11 protein-coding genes and 5 pseudogenes are annotated in these 15891 nt (G+C 61.4%); 2 read left to right on the forward strand and 14 right to left on the reverse strand.

Annotation, left to right across the window (positions count from 1 at the left end; all coding sequences use genetic code 11):
- The first annotated feature begins 51 nt into the window (after positions 1-51).
- Positions 52-393 carry a DUF427 domain-containing protein gene (locus QTA57_RS17140; protein WP_145210507.1) on the forward strand — a complete coding sequence of 114 codons (342 nt, stop codon included), beginning with the start codon at positions 52-54 and terminating at the stop codon, positions 391-393.
- Between the two features lie 15 nt (positions 394-408).
- Here the strand turns inward: QTA57_RS17140 and QTA57_RS17145 are convergent.
- Positions 409-2116: pseudogene (locus QTA57_RS17145) on the reverse strand (chloride channel protein).
- Between the two features lie 149 nt (positions 2117-2265).
- Here QTA57_RS17145 and QTA57_RS17150 point away from each other — a divergent pair.
- Positions 2266-2724, forward strand: coding sequence for an SgcJ/EcaC family oxidoreductase (locus QTA57_RS17150; RefSeq protein ID WP_290152749.1), 459 nt, complete (start codon positions 2266-2268; stop codon positions 2722-2724).
- Between the two features lie 135 nt (positions 2725-2859).
- On the opposite strand, the pseudogene recN reads toward QTA57_RS17150, so the two are convergent.
- The 13 genes and pseudogenes from recN to QTA57_RS18695 form a co-directional block, all read right to left on the reverse strand.
- Positions 2860-4517: pseudogene (recN, locus tag QTA57_RS17155) on the reverse strand (DNA repair protein RecN).
- Between the two features lie 37 nt (positions 4518-4554).
- Positions 4555-5433 (reverse strand): outer membrane protein assembly factor BamD, encoded by an 879-nt coding sequence (locus QTA57_RS17160; protein ID WP_145210518.1) that lies wholly within the window; start codon positions 5431-5433, stop codon positions 4555-4557.
- A gap of 131 nt (positions 5434-5564) precedes the next feature.
- Positions 5565-6488 (reverse strand): UDP-3-O-acyl-N-acetylglucosamine deacetylase, encoded by a 924-nt coding sequence (gene lpxC, locus QTA57_RS17165; protein WP_290152752.1) that lies wholly within the window; start codon positions 6486-6488, stop codon positions 5565-5567.
- A gap of 245 nt (positions 6489-6733) precedes the next feature.
- A pseudogene (gene ftsZ, locus QTA57_RS17170) lies at positions 6734-8282 on the reverse strand (cell division protein FtsZ).
- A 190-nt stretch (positions 8283-8472) separates the two neighbouring features.
- Positions 8473-9807 carry a cell division protein FtsA gene (gene ftsA, locus QTA57_RS17175; RefSeq protein ID WP_145210527.1) on the reverse strand — a complete coding sequence of 445 codons (1335 nt, stop codon included), beginning with the start codon at positions 9805-9807 and terminating at the stop codon, positions 8473-8475.
- Positions 9804-10700, reverse strand: coding sequence for a cell division protein FtsQ/DivIB (locus tag QTA57_RS17180; protein ID WP_290152755.1), 897 nt, complete (start codon positions 10698-10700; stop codon positions 9804-9806). Before QTA57_RS17180 ends, ftsA begins: the two co-directional genes overlap by 4 nt.
- Positions 10688-11566 carry a D-alanine--D-alanine ligase gene (locus tag QTA57_RS17185; RefSeq protein WP_290154968.1) on the reverse strand — a complete coding sequence of 293 codons (879 nt, stop codon included), beginning with the start codon at positions 11564-11566 and terminating at the stop codon, positions 10688-10690. Before QTA57_RS17185 ends, QTA57_RS17180 begins: the two co-directional genes overlap by 13 nt.
- Before the next feature lie 104 nt (positions 11567-11670).
- A pseudogene (gene murB, locus QTA57_RS17190) lies at positions 11671-12608 on the reverse strand (UDP-N-acetylmuramate dehydrogenase).
- A gap of 171 nt (positions 12609-12779) precedes the next feature.
- Complete coding sequence (locus QTA57_RS17195) at positions 12780-13028, reverse strand: DUF2484 family protein (RefSeq protein WP_290152757.1); 249 nt, start codon at positions 13026-13028, stop codon at positions 12780-12782.
- Positions 13028-13279, reverse strand: coding sequence for a DUF2484 family protein (locus QTA57_RS17200; protein ID WP_290152759.1), 252 nt, complete (start codon positions 13277-13279; stop codon positions 13028-13030). The genes QTA57_RS17195 and QTA57_RS17200 overlap by 1 nt, the downstream gene beginning before the upstream one ends.
- A gap of 109 nt (positions 13280-13388) precedes the next feature.
- On the reverse strand, positions 13389-14789 hold the full coding sequence (gene murC / locus QTA57_RS17205; RefSeq protein ID WP_290152760.1) for a UDP-N-acetylmuramate--L-alanine ligase: 1401 nt from the start codon (positions 14787-14789) through the stop codon (positions 13389-13391).
- A complete protein-coding gene (locus QTA57_RS17210; protein ID WP_407933524.1) occupies positions 14786-15526 on the reverse strand; it encodes a UDP-N-acetylglucosamine--N-acetylmuramyl-(pentapeptide) pyrophosphoryl-undecaprenol N-acetylglucosamine transferase in 741 nt (246 codons plus the stop codon). The genes murC and QTA57_RS17210 overlap by 4 nt, the downstream gene beginning before the upstream one ends.
- Positions 15518-15888 (reverse strand): annotated as a pseudogene (locus QTA57_RS18695) (UDP-N-acetylglucosamine--N-acetylmuramyl-(pentapeptide) pyrophosphoryl-undecaprenol N-acetylglucosamine transferase); the annotation flags it as partial. The gene QTA57_RS17210 and the pseudogene QTA57_RS18695, both read right to left, overlap by 9 nt.
- Positions 15889-15891 lie beyond the last annotated feature (3 nt).

Genomic DNA, 15891 nt, shown 5'->3' on the forward strand with positions numbered 1-15891 from the left:
CCCGACAAGGGTCTTTTCACAGACAAAAAGACTGGCAAGGGGAGGCAGGTCATGGCTGAGCATATTACAATTCGCAACGCGCCCGGAAAATGGGTGGTGCGCGCCGATGGCGCCGTGATTGGCGAGACGGACCGCGCGTTGGAGCTTACCGAGGGCAGCTATGCGCCGGTGATTTACTTCCCGCGCGACGATATCGGCATGGCGTTCCTGGAACAAACAGCGAAGAGCAGTCATTGTCCGCATAAAGGCGATGCAACCTACTTCACCATCTCGACCACGGGCGAAGAACTCACGAATGCGGCTTGGAGCTATGAGGCGCCGAAGGCTGGCGTCGAACAGATCCAAGATCATCTTGCGTTCTTCACTGATCGGGTCGCCATCGAACAGCTCTGACGGGGCGCGCGCCGGTTAGCTGTGCTCTTCGGCCGCCGTCGCGGCCAGAGCACGGTTATACGCTTTCAAGGCGTCGACATGGAACAAAGCGCCCGTGAGCCTGGGTGAGGTGTCGCCCGGCGTCAGGCGCACCACAGGAATGAAATCCAGCGCCGTCCGCTCGAAGATCGGCAAGGCCCGCTCCAAGGTAGCGTTTTCATCTGTGAAAATGCCCTGCTCCATCAATGTGTTGAGAGCACCCTCCGATGCGGCATTGTCATGATCCATCGGGCGCATCACTTTGCTCACACGGAACATCGACAAGAGATAGGCCTGCCTGCGGTCCAGCGGCCAAATGGATGTTGCGCCGCTCCAGTTGGGTCAGGAAGAAGGATCGGTCAACCAATCGCGACGACAACGCCGTCGACATCGAGACGGCCACCATCACGGCCAAGCCGGTCTGCCAATCGCCCGTCAACTCAAAGACGATAAGGGTCGTCGATATGGGCGCCCCCAAAACGGCGGCGGCCACAGCCCCCATGCCGGCCAACGCGTAAAGCGTCTCTGACCCTGACACCGTCGGTAGAAGCCCAGTGGCGATGATGCCGAAGGCCAAACCAGCCAGCGCACCGACCATCAGCGATGGCGAGAACACGCCACCTCCCATCCGCCCGCCCACCGTGATGGCCACCGCGGCGGTCTTGATCATCGCAAAGACGATCGCCTCATGCAGAAGCAACTCGCCGGTCAAGGCGGCGGATGTCGTCTCATAGCCGACGCCGATGATATGCGGAAACCAAATCGCGATGGCGCCCAGCAACAACCCCGCCACAGCCGGGCGAAGCCAACGCGGAATATTCGCCAAACGCTGAACCAAGCTCGCCATATCCTCGGCCCAAAAAATCGACCGCATGAAGGCCACCGCGATCAGGCCACAAATCAGCCCCAAGATCAGAAAAGCCGGCAATTCCACATAAAATTGCAGCGCCCCATCACGGCCCAGACTGAACTCCGTCACATTGCCAAACTCGAGCCGGTTGATCACCGTACCCGCGGCCGACGCGATAACAATCGGCGCGAAGGCATGCACGGCGAAATGGCGCAGCACCACCTCCAACGCAAATATCGCGCCCGCGATCGGCGCGTTGAACGACGCACTTACCGCGGCCGCCACAGCGCATCCCAAGAGGTCGCGTCCAGTGATCCCGTTGGCTTTGATCCAATTGGAGACCTGGCTGGAAATGACAGCGGCCAAATGCACCACGGGCCCCTCCCGCCCCGAGGATCCTCCCGAGCCAAGTGTAATCAACGAGGCCAGTGCCGACGCAATCCCGGCGCGGGTTTCGACCCGGCCATCGGCCAAGGCCGCGCCCTCGATCACGTCCGCGACGGATCGCACCCGCGCATCCGGCGTGAACCAGTGTAAAATGAGTCCCACAGCCAATCCGCCCAGAGCCGGGATCACCAGAATCCAATACCACGGCAAGCTTTCTGCGAAGCTATGCAGCATCCGCACATCTTCGACCCCGTAAAGCCGTTCTTGAAGCGCATTGATCCCCATGCGGAAGAACAGCGCGGCAAAGCCCGCGGCGATCCCAATGGCCAGGGCGATGAACCAAAACTGAACCTGGCTCGGCCCCTTCTGGCGCAACACTTGCCAACCACCACGACAGGTCTCGGAAAACCTGCCGAGCTGATCTTTGACAATCGGGCCTATGCCTTTGAACAAGGGGGAGATCCCCATCTGATAACCCATGTCGGATATGCGCGCCTGCGGCGGGGTCGATCATGTCACCACGAGCGGGCGGCGTGCACCCAAAGGCTTGAGCGCAGGCCTATCTCGGTTCTAAATCAGGATGTTGTGCCTGGAAACCCCACGAAATGGATAGGTTTATGACGACCCTGCCTCAAACACCGGAAGATATCCCCAATGCCTTTGCCGCCGCTTGGATGGCGCGCGATGCTAAGGTGCTCGCCGCACTTTTTGCCGAGGACGCGGACTTCGTAAATGTGGTGGGAATCTGGTGGGAGGATCGGACGGCCATCGAAGAGGCACATAACTATGGGTTGCGAACGTTCTTTTCCAAATCTCGCCTCGCAATCGGCCGGGTCAAAACGCGTCGTGTCACGGCGGATGTCGCAATAGTCCACGCCAGAATGCGTCTCACCGGCCAACGCGCGCCAGACGGTTCCGAAGCAGCAGGACGAAGCACAATCCTGTCATTTGCCGCCTATCACACAGATCGCGGCTGGCAGATCGTCTCGGCGCAGAACACCGACATCGTGCCCGGCGTCGAAACACAACTGAACACGGGCGTAGATCTGACGCCCGTGGATTACCGCAGCCGGTAAGCCTTCTCTGCTTCTCAAATATCCCCGCCGGAGGCCTCCGGCCGCGCCACGCAGCGCTTGCCATATGTCCCGCGCCCAGGTCGACCGAAAGCGCCAATCAGAAAAGAGCGTGGCCCGGAACGGGCCTCAACCGGATCACTCAGATCCTGTCTGAAGCAAAGCCTTCGCGGCGTCGCGCGCAGCGTCGGTCACGATGTCACCCGCCAACATCCGCGCAACCTCATCCACGCGCGCATCTTCGCTCAATGGGCTCACATCCGACGTGGTCACCCCATCGGCCACAGCTTTGGCCACCCGCCAATGATGGGCACCGCGCGCCGCAACTTGCGGTGAATGGGTCACAACCAATACCTGCCCACCCTCGGCAAGGGCTGCCAAGCGTTTGCCCACGGCATCCGCCGTCGCGCCCCCCACGCCACGGTCGATCTCGTCAAAGATCATCGTGACGCCTTCCGCTTCCCGGGTCAGGCAGACCTTCAAGGCCAAGAGAAACCGCGACAGCTCGCCGCCGGAAGCAATTTTGTTCAACGGTCCCGCGGGCGCACCGGGATTGGTGGCCACGACAAAGGCGACGGTGTCGATCCCGTCTGGCCCCGGCGCAGCATCGGACAACGCCGTCGAAAACACCGCCCGCTCCATTTTCAGCGGCGCCAGTTCGCCAGCCATATCTGCGTTCAGCCGCTTGGCGGCTGCTGCCCGCGCCGTTGAGAGCGCCTCCGCGGCTTTATCATACGCGGCCTCCGCCGCGGCCAATGCGGCCCGCAGCACATCGATCTGTCCGGCCCCGCCATCCAACGCCGCCAAACGGCCCCGCAAGTCGTCAGCGAACCCGCTCAGATCGTCGGGCGGTACCCCATGTTTGCGTGCGAGGCCTCGCAGCGCGAAAAGCCGCTCTTCTGTTTCTTCTAACTCGCCCGGGTTGAAGGCCAGGGCCGCTGCAAACCGCTCCACACCAGCTTGCGCCTCGCCCAAATCAACCAATGCCCTCTCAATCGCTTCGACAGGTGCGTCCAACCCGCCCTCCGCCCGGTCGGATAGACCGTCGAGCCAACGGACCGCATCGCCCATCGCGCCTTCGGCCCCGTCCAGACCCAGAGCCGACAACGCCTTGCTCAGATCCTCGCGCATCCGTTCCGCCCCCTGCATCAGGCGGCGGCGGGTATCCAGTTCCGCCTCCTCTCCCGGGATCGGGTCGAGCGCATCAATTCGCTAACCGAATGCCGCAGGAAGTCTTCTTCGGCTTTCATATCCGCGAGAGCGGCCTCAGCCGCGGCCAGATCCTTGGCCGCGACAGATCGGGCGCGCCACAAGCTGGCAACCTCGTCGCGCATGGCATCCAACCCGCCAAATGCGTCCAGCATGGCCCGATGCTGGCGCGGGTCCAGCAGCCCACGATCATCTTGCTGACCATGCAATTCGACCAACGTCTCACTAAGCGCCCGCAACACCTCGCCAGAGGCACGGCGATCATTGACCCAGGCCGTCTTACGCCCCTCGGGCGTATTGACCCGACGCAAGATCAACTCTGCGCCGCCGGGCAACCCCGTCTCTTCCAAAATCCGATGTGCTGGGTGGTCAGGTGCCAGATCGAAAACCGCCACGACCTCGCCTTGCGCGGCACCCGCACGCACCAAATCGGCCCGACCACGCCACCCCAGGACAAAACCCAAACTATCGAGCAGGATGGATTTCCCAGCCCCAGTCTCGCCAGTCAACACATTCAAACCCGGCTGAAACGCGAGGTCCAACCGATCGATTATTAACATGTCGCGAATATCGAGACCGCGCAGCATCAGCTCTCATCCCGCCGGGTGGGGCATGACGCCAACCCTATAGCCAATCGCCCCGTACCGTTTGCCGCCAGATGTCACGCAGCCAACCTTCGCCCGACGCCTCGGGGCTGAGTTCTTGACCGGTGAGCAGACGGAAACTGTCATCATAGAAGGGCGACGATTGGAAGTTATAACCCAGGATCGCTGCCGCCGTTTGGGCCTCGTCCGTCAATCCGAGCGATAGGTAGGCTTCGGCCAAACGGTGGAGCGCTTCGGGCGTGTGGCTCGTGGTCTGGAACTCCTCAACCACAACGCGGAAACGATTGATCGCTGCCGTGTAGTGACCCCGGCGCAGGTAATAGCGACCGATTTCCATCTCCTTACCGGCCAGATGGTCGAAGGCGAGGTCGAATTTCAAAATCGCCGAGGTGGCATAAGGGCTGTCGGGATAGCGTTCGATCACGACACGCAGAGCCTGCAACGCTTGAAATGTGAGCCCCTGATCCCGGCCCACTTGATCAATCTGATCGTAATAGCTCAGCGCCAAGAGATATTGGGCGTAAGCCGCTTCCTCATCGGCGGGGTAGAAATCGATATAGCGTTGCGCCGCAATGCGCGCGTTCTCATAATCCTCATCTGCGTGATAAGCAAAGGCCGCCATAATCAGCGCGCGCTGCGCCCATTCAGAATAGGGATGTAGGCGTTCAACCTCGGTGAATAGCTGCGCCGCCTCATCAGGATTGTCTTGTTCCAGTTCGAACTCGGCGCGCTGGAAGATCTCTTCGGCCCCCAACTCTTCCAAAGGAACTTCATTGGACCGGTTGCCAAACAAGCCCCCGCCACCAAATAAGCCGCCACCCTCTCTGCCGCCACCACAGGCCGCTAAGGTCAGAATCAAAGCCATCGCAACACCGAATCTCAAGCGTGTTCCGATCATGCTTCGCCCGCGTGACATTGCCTGCAACCCCGTCCACCGTCTTCGGCAGGCTTGATCGCCTGCCCTGTCTGACCATGGTCCTAGCACATTAAATCTGAGGGCAAAATGCCTGAATGCAGCCCATCGGCGCTTCAAGCAACGTGGGCGAGATCGGCGGCATTCACACCGACACCCGGAAGCCGGGCCACTTGCGCCGATGTGCATTCCACCAGGCGGTACGCCGAAGGCGTCGCGAAAAGAGCCCTAAGAAGCTGGTTGGTCAACATGTGACCGGCCCGTTCCCCTTCATAATGACCCAAAATCGGGGCGCCCGCCAAAGCCAGATCGCCAAGGGCGTCCAACATTTTATGACGGACCGCTTCGTCCGCGTGCCGCAACCCGCCCGGGCTGGTGACCTCATCACCATCAAACACCACCGCGTTTTCGCCCGGAACACCGCCCAAGGCCAAGCCGCTGGCTTGCATTGCGTCCACATCCGATTGACGACAGAACGTGCGGCTGTCGCAAAGCTCGCGCACAAACCGCCCATTGGCCAGATTGGCGGTCCGTGTCTGGCGACCAATTGCGGCGTCGGTGAAATCGATGGTGAAACTCATCGTGAGCCCATCCGCCGGTGTGAGGGTCGCGACCGCATCACCGTCGCGCACGCTTACCGACTGCAATATCTCGATCGCGTGGATCGGCGTGCCCTGCCGCTGAAGACCGCGCGCCAGGAACCCTCGCACGAATTTCGCAGCCGACCCGTCAAGGATCGGCACTTCCGGCCCGTCAATCTCGACCAACGCATTGTGAATACCACAGCCCGCAAATGCCGCCATCAGATGTTCAACCGTCGAGACCTCGACCCCCACATCGTTCCGAAGCTTCGTGCAAAGCCGGCTCTCTGGCACCAGATCAAACCGGGCCGGGATCAAATTGTCTCGATCTTGGATGTCGCTGCGCTTAAACCAAATCCCGAAATGCGCGGCCGCCGGGCGCACGATCATCCGTACCGGATGCCCAGTGTGCAAGCCCGAGCCTGCGAAGCTGATAGGGGAACGAAGGGTCGCCTGCACGAAGTCACCGTTTGCGCGTTTGAGTTACGATCTGCTCATAGGTCTCGATCAACAGTAGATCGGTTCAATCTGCTCCCTATCGGTCCGGCCAGATAGAGACAATTCAACCTTTATGTCGGCTTGCAACAATGCCCGTGAGGCTCGGCGAGATTCTGCCACCTAGGCAGGAAACATGGGGTAGGGGATTGTTTTAAAATCAAAAAAGGCCAGCGCGATGCTGGCCTCTTCTTGTCTGTTGTGATGACTTAGTTGGCCTGGCGACGCAGGAATGCCGGGATTTCGATCCGCTCCTGTTCCGGGTCCACCTGGGTCTCTTCCGGCGCCGGGCGGCTTGCCACGGGCGGCTGGCGGCGCTCAATCGGCGTCGGTTGGTCCTCGCCATGGCCAGTCATCCGATTGATCAGAGAGTTGATGCCAAAGCGCGGTTTGCCAGCGCTTTCGGCGTCCGCAGCAGCCTGGGCCACGGGTGCATCCTTGTTGATCGCGGCACGGAGGCGCGCCAAAGCCTCAGGCGACGGCGTACTGGCTGAGGCCGGACGTGGCGCTACAAACTCTGCCTCAGGCTCTGCCGCAGCGGCGGGAGCTTGCGCCGCCGGAGCGGCGTATGTGGCCACTTCGGGTTGCGGCTGATAGGCGGGCGCTGGCACATCGTCTTCCGCGACCTCCACAGCCGGTTCCAGCTCAGCAAACAGGCTTGGCTCTGGCTGCGCGGTATCTGCGGCGATCTGCGGCTCAACGACGTCTTCCTCCACGTCGACCTGGGGGGCAGCAACCGGCTCGCGCAGGCTGCGGCGGGTGGCGACGGGAATGTCTTGATGAATCTCACTGGCATCGATGCCGGTGGCGACAACGCTAACCCGCATCTTGCCTTCCATCGACGTGTCCAGGGTCGACCCAACGATGATATTCGCCTCGGGGTCCACCTCTTCGCGGATACGGTTGGCCGCTTCATCCAGTTCGAACAAGGTCAGGTCGTAACCACCTGTAATATTGATCAAAACGCCGCGCGCACCGCGCAAGCTGATCTCATCGAGAAGCGGGTTGGCAATCGCCTTCTCGGCGGCTTGAACCGCGCGGCTTTCGCCATCTGCTTCGCCGGTGCCCATCATCGCCTTGCCCATCTCGTTCATCACCGCGCGGACATCTGCGAAGTCGAGATTGATCAGGCCTGGGCGTACCATCAGGTCGGTAACGCCCTTGACGCCCTGATAAAGCACATCATCGGCCATCGCGAAGGCTTCGGTGAAGGTGGTCTTCTCGTTGGCGAGGCGGAACAAGTTCTGGTTCGGGATGATGATCAGCGTATCGACAACTTTCTGGAAGTTGCTCAATGCCCTCATCAGCCTGACGCATCCGCTTCGCGCCTTCGAATTGGAAGGGCTTGGTGACGACACCCACGGTCAGAACGCCAAGTTCGCGTGCGGCCTGCGCAATGATCGGTGCCGCGCCGGTGCCGGTCCCGCCGCCCATACCTGCGGTGATAAACGCCATATGCGCGCCCGCCAGGTGGTCGACGATATCTTCGATGCTTTCCTCTGCGGCGCTCGCGCCGACGGCAGGCCGGGCGCCGGCGCCGAGACCTTCGGTCACGCGCGCGCCCATTTGGATGCGCGCCGTGGCGGTGGATTGCGCCAGCGCTTGCGCGTCGGTATTGGCAACGACGAACTCACACCCGTCCAGCGATTGGTCGATCATGTTATTGACCGCGTTGCCGCCAGCGCCCCCCACGCCAAAGACTGTGATGCGAGGTTTCAAATCCGGCTGATCATCCGGCAAGGTGAGATTCAATGTCATAAGCTCTGTCCGCCTGTTTCATGGATAAGGGCCCCGGTCTTGTGCCGTTCGGCCATGTGCTGCCTCATTTTCATGCGAGATTACCTGTTTCGTTGACCTCCGTCACGTGAAAACTGGCGAAAAACCACGAAATATGGTGGAAATGTGGCAGGGATCGGCGGTATTTCGCCCGATCCGCTGTATCTTGCGGTCACCAGTTGTCTCGGAACCATTTTACCGCCCGTTTCAGCGACCGCGCCGGGTACCGATCGGCCGGTACTTCGAAATCCCACCACTCGTCTTGCGGATAGGCCGCAAAGAGCGACAGCCCGACACAAGCGGAGAACGCGGGACCACATGCCGATTGCGGCAAGCCCTGCACCCGGAGGGGCCGCCCAAGCCGCACCTGATTGCCCAAGATCTTCGAGGCCAGCGCATCCAGCCCCGGCACTTGGCTCGCTCCGCCGGTCAGCACAATCCGCTGGCTCGGCAGATGGTCGAAGCCCGCCGCATCAAGCCGCGCCCGCGCCTCTTCCAGAATTTCCTCGACCCGTGGCCGCATCACCCCGATCAGCTCGGCCCGGCTGATTGCGCGGCGGTCATGATGCCAATCACCGGTATCGGCCTCCAACTCGATCATCTCGCGATCGTCCATGCCGGTCGCCACCACGCCGCCAAAGCGGGTTTTCAGACGCTCAGCATCGTTGATCGGGATTTGCAGAGCTTGCGAGATGTCCGAACTGACATGATCGCCACCCATTCGCACGGTATCCGCAAAAATCATGTGTTTTTTGATGAAGATCGAAATACTCGTCGATCCGCCACCCATATCAACACAGGCTGCGCCGAGCTCTTGCTCATCCTCGACCAGGCTCGAAATGCCGGCCACATAGGGCGACGAGGCGACGCCGGCCAGTTCCAAGTCGCAGCGTTTGACGCAATAGAGCATATGTTCGATCGCATGCGCATCGATGGTCAGCAGGTGCATATCGGTCGAAAGCCGGTTACCGACATGGCCACGCGGGTCACTCAAGCCTGTGCGATGATCCAGCGCAAAATTCACCGGCTGCGCATGCAGCACCTCACGGCCCTCGCCAAAATCTGGCACATCGCAGGCGGCCAAGACCCTCGCCACGTCACATTCGGTCACGGTGCCGGTCTGCAAGCTGACCTCACCAGTCAATCCGTAGGACCGTGGTCGCGCACCGGCAAAGCTGACGATCACATGATCCACCCGGGTGGCGGCCATCTTCTGCGCGCCCTGCACGGCGGTCCGGATCGCCCGCTCGGTCTCCTGCATCGTGTCGATTTCGCCGAATTTCACGCCGCGAGACCGCGTCGTCGCGGCCCCTATCACTCGGAAGGAACTCTGCCCCGCCATCGCGCCCACGCCATCAGCGGGCCGAAACTCATCGGAACTGTCAAAGCGCAGCACCAGACAGGCGATCTTGTGGCTGCCGATATCCAAAATAGCCATCACGCCCCGGCGCATCGCTTCTTGGCGTTTGGCGCGCATGGCCCGCTGTGACTGATACAGCATACTCATCCGTTCCCATCTCCGATCTCAATGCCCCGCATCCGGCGCAATTCCGTCAGCGCATGAGGGCTCAGTTGTAAACTGGGGCGCGCAGGGTTGCGCATATCGATCCTGACCACATCGCGGCCAAGCACATCTTGGGCGTCATCAAGCGCCAACACGCGATCGAGCGCGGTTTGGGCGTCTTCGGCGGGCAGCAAAATGCGCCGCCCATCTCGCAACACCACGTCCCAGCGGCGTTCGCCCATCCGCACCAGCCCATGCAGCCGCTCACCCAAGGGCGCTGCGGCCTCGATCAGCGCCAGCGCCTCTTCAACCGCCAAATCGGCGCCCTCCCCCGCAATCATTGGGAGCGGTGCGATCAATTCGCGTTCGGCAACGCGGGCCACATAACTGCCCTCGGCATCAAGCAGGACAGGCTCAACGCGGGTTTGCCAGATTATAACCGGCTGACGCTCTTCTATGGTCACCGCCAAGTATCCGCCGGACTGGATGCGCAATTCGGCGCGGTCTACGGCGGGCACCTCTTCGAGCGTGGCGCGCATCGCGTCCAAATCCAGATCGAAAGACGAGACTGGCAAATCTAGCGCCAAGACACCCCTGAGTTCTTCGGCCAATTGCGGGCTGGCCCCATCGATATTCATCAGGTTTACGCGAAACTCGGGCCGGTTCTCGATCTCGCGCCGCACTTCCGACACTTGATCTGTCACCGCACGCCAATTGGCCGGGTCCGACATATACCACCCCACGGCCATGATCACCGCAAAGGCGGGCAGACCGACCCGGAGAAAGGAGCGGAAAATCGGCGTCAGCCAGAGCCGCTGGAACCGATAAGACCAAATCGATGGCGCGGGATCGCGCGGCGGTAGCACCGGGCCACGGCGGGCGATCAGCGGTCGCATGATGCATCCTCCACGATCCAAGCGCAAAACTGTCCGAAACTCATGCCGCAGACCTGCGCCTGCTCGGGGCTGAGCGAGGTCGGGGTCATGCCCGGCTGCGTATTGGTCTCCAAGATGATCAACCCATCCAGACCGCGTGTTTCATCCCATCGAAAATCGGTCCGCGACACTCCACGGCACCCCAGGGCATTATGGGCCGTCACAGCCATGTCCATGCACGCATCAAAAATCTGGCTCGGGATATTGGCGGGCACCTCATGGCGCGACCCACCAGGTGCGTATTTGGCGTGATAGTCATACCAGCCATCGGTGATAATATCAGTGACGGTCAGCGCCTTGTCGCCCATCACGGTCGTGGTGAGTTCGCGACCCGGCGCATAGGTTTCCACCATCACCTCTGTCGGCATGATATCTTCAAGTTGCGGCGGGCCGTTGGCGGCCTCTTGCACAATATAGACGCCGACCGAGGAGCCTTCGTTGTTCGGCTTCACCACGTAAGGCGGGGTCATCACATGGTCGGCCATGACGTCGGCCTTGGGAGCCAAAAGGCTCTCAACCACGGGCAAACCATGGGTCCGAAACACGGTCTTGCTGCGCTGTTTATCCATCGCCAGCGCTGAGGCCAGAACGCCGGAATGGGTGTAGGGAATGCGCAGCCACTCGAGAAGGCCTTGGACACATCCATCCTCACCCCACCGGCCATGAAGGGCATTAAAGACAACATCGGGTTTGAGATCGCCCAAGCGCACAGGCAGATCGGTGCCCGCATCGAGCTCCGTCACCTGATATCCCTCACCCCGCAGCGCGTCGGCGCATTCACGCCCAGTGGACAGAGACACCTCGCGTTCCGCCGAGGGGCCACCCATCAAAACCGCAACTGTGGGGCGTGCTCTGCTCGAACGCACCGCCACGATCTGCCTCATATACCGCCGGGCTTATTTGGCGCCCGTTTGGTGTTGTTTTCCGTCGGTTAATCCGACGGTTTGTCGCCCGCAGGCTCCCCCACGCGCATGATTTCCCATTCTAGCTCTATTCCACTGTGTTGGAAAACCTTTTTCGGACCTCCTCGCCCAATCCTTCCAGATCGGCGGCGGTGGCGGTGCCGGTGTTGATCATGAAATTGGAGTGTTTCGGGCTCATCTGCGCCCCACCCAAGGTCGCCCCGCGCATACCCGCCTGGTCAATCACCTTCCAGGCCTTGAGATCATGGATGTCATCGGCACGGCCCGTGGAGCTGAACCCCGCCGGATTACGGAAGGTCGATCCGGCGCTGCGGTCTTTCGTGGGCTGGGTCGCGTCGCGTTTGGCGAGTTGATCCTCCATCCGCGCTTCAAGCGAGGCAGGGTCACCCGGTTCGGCACGGAACGTAACGGAGGTGATCACCGCGCCCTCGGGAATGTCGGTCTGACGATAGGCGAAATGGATATCATCGGGTCCAAGTGTCACCCGGCTGCCATCTCTGAGGATGGCTGTCGCCTCGACAAAATGATCCGCGACATATGAGCCATAACAGCCCGCATTCATCTTCAGCGCACCCCCAATCGAGCCAGGAATGGTGCGCAAGAAGGTCAGATCCAGCCCGGCCTTCGCCGCCTTCCGCGCCACATGGGCGTCGAGCGCGGCGGCCCCCGCCGTAACTGTGGCCTCTCCCGTCTCGATCCCGTTGAAGCCGCGCCCAAGCCGGATCACCACGGCGCGAAGGCCACCATCTCGGACGATCAGGTTGGACCCCACGCCCATCGGGAAAACCGGAAGCGTCGGATCGAGCGCCCTTAGAAAAGTCGCAAGATCGTCTTCATCGGCAGGTTGGAAGAACACATCTGCCGGGCCACCCACACGAAGCCATGTGAGATCGGCAAGAGGGCGCGCCAGGGTCAAATGGCCACGAGTTTGGGGGAGTTTTGTCAATCAGGCGCATCCTGTTCCAAACGCCACCCTGCGACGGGCGAACCGATGTGGCCACCGATAAACGCGCCAACAGTGAGGAGCAAGGTGCTATGGTCTTGATGCGTGCAGGCAAAGCCTTTCCAAAACAGATCTCGCAGTCTCGTCAGGCGGGTCGACAGCGAAACGGCGTGCCTATTGGCTGCCGCTGACCCGGCGCAACCAGCGGCCCAAATAGATGAGAGGCCAACGCAAGATCGACGCCCCCGCCAGCAAGAGGCCCAAGCCCCACCAGGGTCCAAGTTGCCAGGTCACATAGCCCAGAAGAGGGATACCCGTCGCGATCAGCATCCAAGCCGCCGGCCAATGATACCGCTGCGGCCCTAGCCCAATCAGACAGGCGATCAGCGCCCAGAGGCATGCCAATGTCAGCGACAAAGGCATCATGTTTCCCCTTTCAGGCGATCCAACGCGCGGCGGGCGAAATAAACTAGGGGACGGCGGAACATCGACAGCACGGCGAACACCACCAGCAGAACCAAAAGCGGGCCATGTTGCAAAGCCACATAAACGGCCAGCGGAACGGACAGGATCAGTAGCGTAATGCCCGGAAGATACTGATGCCGCATCGGCAACATCGCCACGATGGCGGCGGCCAGCACCCACAAACAGGCCAAGGTCAAGGATGCGCTCATATGGCAGCTCTCGATCTCTGGCTAGGCAGGGCCACTTGACCACACGCCAAGACCCGCGCCCGGGCCCTGAGCAGATCAACGGAATGGAAGCCCGGCCCGATCATAACGGTTAACGCTTCGATAACCGGTCGGGCAAACCGTGGGCCCAAGCGGAAATCGTGCCCGCGCCGAGGCAGACCACCATATCGCCAGCGCGGGCTTGCTCGCGCACGAGGCGCTCAAGGTCATCCTCATGATGCAACGCGCGCGCATGGCGGTGGCCATGGCGGATCAATCCGGCCACCAAATCATCCCGGCTCGCGCCCTCGATCGGCTCTTCGCCCGCCGCAAATACCTCGGCAATTGCCACCACATCCGCCTCGTTGAAACAGGCGCAGAACTCTTCGAAAAGCGACGAAAGGCGGCTATAGCGGTGCGGTTGATGCACCGCGATCACCCGCCCCTCGCACGCTTGGCGCGCCGCTTTCAACACGGCGGCAATCTCCACCGGGTGATGGCCATAGTCGTCGATGATGGTCACTCCATCCACCTCGCCAACTTTGGTGAAGCGGCGGTTGACGCCTTTGAACGCGGCCAGGGCATCGCGGATTTCGCTTTGTTTCATACCCAGATGCCGCGCGACCGCGACCGCGGCTAGGGCATTTGAAACGTTGTGATCGCCTGGCATGGGAAGGGTACACCCCTCGATCACATGCCCTTCGGCCTGGAGCGCGATGTCGAACTGCGCCGCACCTTTGGCATAGGTCAGATTGACCGCCCGCACGTCGGCCTGCGCATTGAACCCAAAAGTCAGCACACGGCGATCGGTGATCTTTCCGACAAGCGTTTGCACATCCGGATCATCGGTGCAGCAGACCGCCAAGCCATAAAACGGAATGTTGGAGACGAAATCGAGAAAGCCCTGATGCAAGGCCTCTTCGGTACCCCAATGCTCCATATGCTCCGGGTCGATATTGGTGACAATCGCGATGGTGGCGGGCAGCCGGTTGAAGGTGCCGTCGCTCTCATCGGCCTCGACCACCATCCACTCGCCCTGCCCCATCCGCGCGTTGGACCCATAGGCATGGATGATCCCGCCATTGATCACCGTCGGATCGACACCACCTGCGTCGAGAAGGGTCGCCACCATGGTCGTGGTTGTGGTCTTCCCATGCGTCCCCGCGACGGCGATGTTGGATTTGATCCGCATCAGCTCGGCGAGCATCTCCGCCCGGCGGACAACCGGCAGGCCCATCGCGCGGGCCGCGTCGAGTTCGGCATTGCCCGGCTTGATCGCGCTGGAGATCACCACGACCTCTGCCTCTTCCAAGTTCTCCGCCTTCTGGCCGATGAAGATTTTCGCGCCCAACCCATTCAACCGCTCGGTGATTTTGGACGGCTTCAGATCCGAGCCCTGGACCTCATAGCCGTGGTTCAACAGAACCTCTGCAATGCCAGACATCCCGATCCCGCCGATGCCCACGAAATGGATCGGCCCCAATTGGGTGGGAAGTTTGGTGGCGGCGCTCATGACTGACCTTTCTTTGCCAATTCTTCGACCAGAACCGCCAGCCTCTCGGTGGCGTCGGGAAGCCCGGTGCTAAGCGCGGCAAGCGACATCTGCAAGGCGGCATTTGGCTGGTTCAAAATGGCGGTGATGTGCTGGGCCAGGCTCTCCGGTGTAAACTGGCTCTCGGGCATCAAAATCGCGGCATTGGCCTCAACCAAAGCTCGAGCATTGGCCGTCTGATGATCCGCGGCGGCCGCGGCGAAGGGCACCAGAATAGACGGGCGTCCGATGATCGAAATATCGGCCACCGAGGACGCGCCCGACCGGCTGATGACCAGTTGCGCTTCGGAAAGCCGACGTGGGATATCGCGGAAAAATGGCTCGACCTCGGCATCGACCCCCATCTCGGCATAGGCCTGGGCCACACGCGCCTGATCCTCCGGGCGCGCTTGTTGCGCCACACGGATATTGGCGCGAAACGGCTCAGGCAGAGCGGCAATCGCTTCCGGCACCACATCGGAGAGAATGCGCGCGCCCTGGCTTCCACCAATCACGACAACCGACATTGGATAGTCGCCCGGCGCGATATAGGCAGCCCCGGCGCGTTCCAACACCGCTGCGCGCACCGGATTGCCGGTGTGAACCGCGTTGGTGCCGTCGGGCAATTCGGTTGGCCAAGTCCCGCAAGCCACCACATCCACGCGTTTGGCGAAGACCTGATTGACCCGGCCCAAAACGCCATTTTGTTCGTGCAACATGCGCGGCCGCCCTGTGAGCCAAGCCGCCCCCATCGCCGGGATCGAGGGATAACCACCGAACCCAACCACGACCGCTGGCTTTTCGCGCGCCATCCGCGCGGTTGCCGCGAGAATGCCCCCAAAATCCGAAACGGCGTCGCCAGTTTCGCCAGAAGCCCACCACGCGCGAAGGTCGCTGACGAGACCTGTCGCACCTCCACCACATGTGGGAACCCACCGGTATAGCGCGCGCCGCGCGCATCGGTGGACAACGTCACTTTCCACCCCCGGCGCAACATCGCCTCGGCCAGCGCCTGAGCCGGGAACATGTGCCCGCCAGTGCCGCCAGCCGCGATGATCAGATGTGGAGCCGATGCAGTCATAGA

It is taken from the genome of Fontisubflavum oceani (assembly GCF_030407165.1).
GTDB classification, from domain to species: Bacteria; Pseudomonadota; Alphaproteobacteria; order Rhodobacterales; family Rhodobacteraceae; genus Rhodophyticola; species Rhodophyticola oceani.

Excerpts from the sequence above, each read along its gene's own strand:
- QTA57_RS17200 (WP_290152759.1), bottom strand. The coding sequence starts at position 13,279 with ATGAGCGCATCCTTGACCTTGGCCTGTTTGTGGGTGCTGGCCGCCGCC.
- murC (WP_290152760.1), bottom strand. The coding sequence starts at position 14,789 with ATGAGCGCCGCCACCAAACTTCCCACCCAATTGGGGCCGATCCATTTC.
- ftsA (WP_145210527.1), bottom strand. The coding sequence starts at position 9,807 with ATGAGTATGCTGTATCAGTCACAGCGGGCCATGCGCGCCAAACGCCAA.
- QTA57_RS17210 (WP_407933524.1), bottom strand. The coding sequence starts at position 15,526 with ATGTTGCACGAACAAAATGGCGTTTTGGGCCGGGTCAATCAGGTCTTC.
- QTA57_RS17140 (WP_145210507.1), top strand. The coding sequence starts at position 52 with ATGGCTGAGCATATTACAATTCGCAACGCGCCCGGAAAATGGGTGGTG.
- QTA57_RS17185 (WP_290154968.1), bottom strand. The coding sequence starts at position 11,566 with ATGGGTGGCCCCTCGGCGGAACGCGAGGTGTCTCTGTCCACTGGGCGT.
- QTA57_RS17195 (WP_290152757.1), bottom strand. The coding sequence starts at position 13,028 with ATGCCTTTGTCGCTGACATTGGCATGCCTCTGGGCGCTGATCGCCTGT.
- QTA57_RS17180 (WP_290152755.1), bottom strand. The coding sequence starts at position 10,700 with ATGCGACCGCTGATCGCCCGCCGTGGCCCGGTGCTACCGCCGCGCGAT.
- QTA57_RS17150 (WP_290152749.1), top strand. The coding sequence starts at position 2,266 with ATGACGACCCTGCCTCAAACACCGGAAGATATCCCCAATGCCTTTGCC.
- QTA57_RS17160 (WP_145210518.1), bottom strand. The coding sequence starts at position 5,433 with ATGATCGGAACACGCTTGAGATTCGGTGTTGCGATGGCTTTGATTCTG.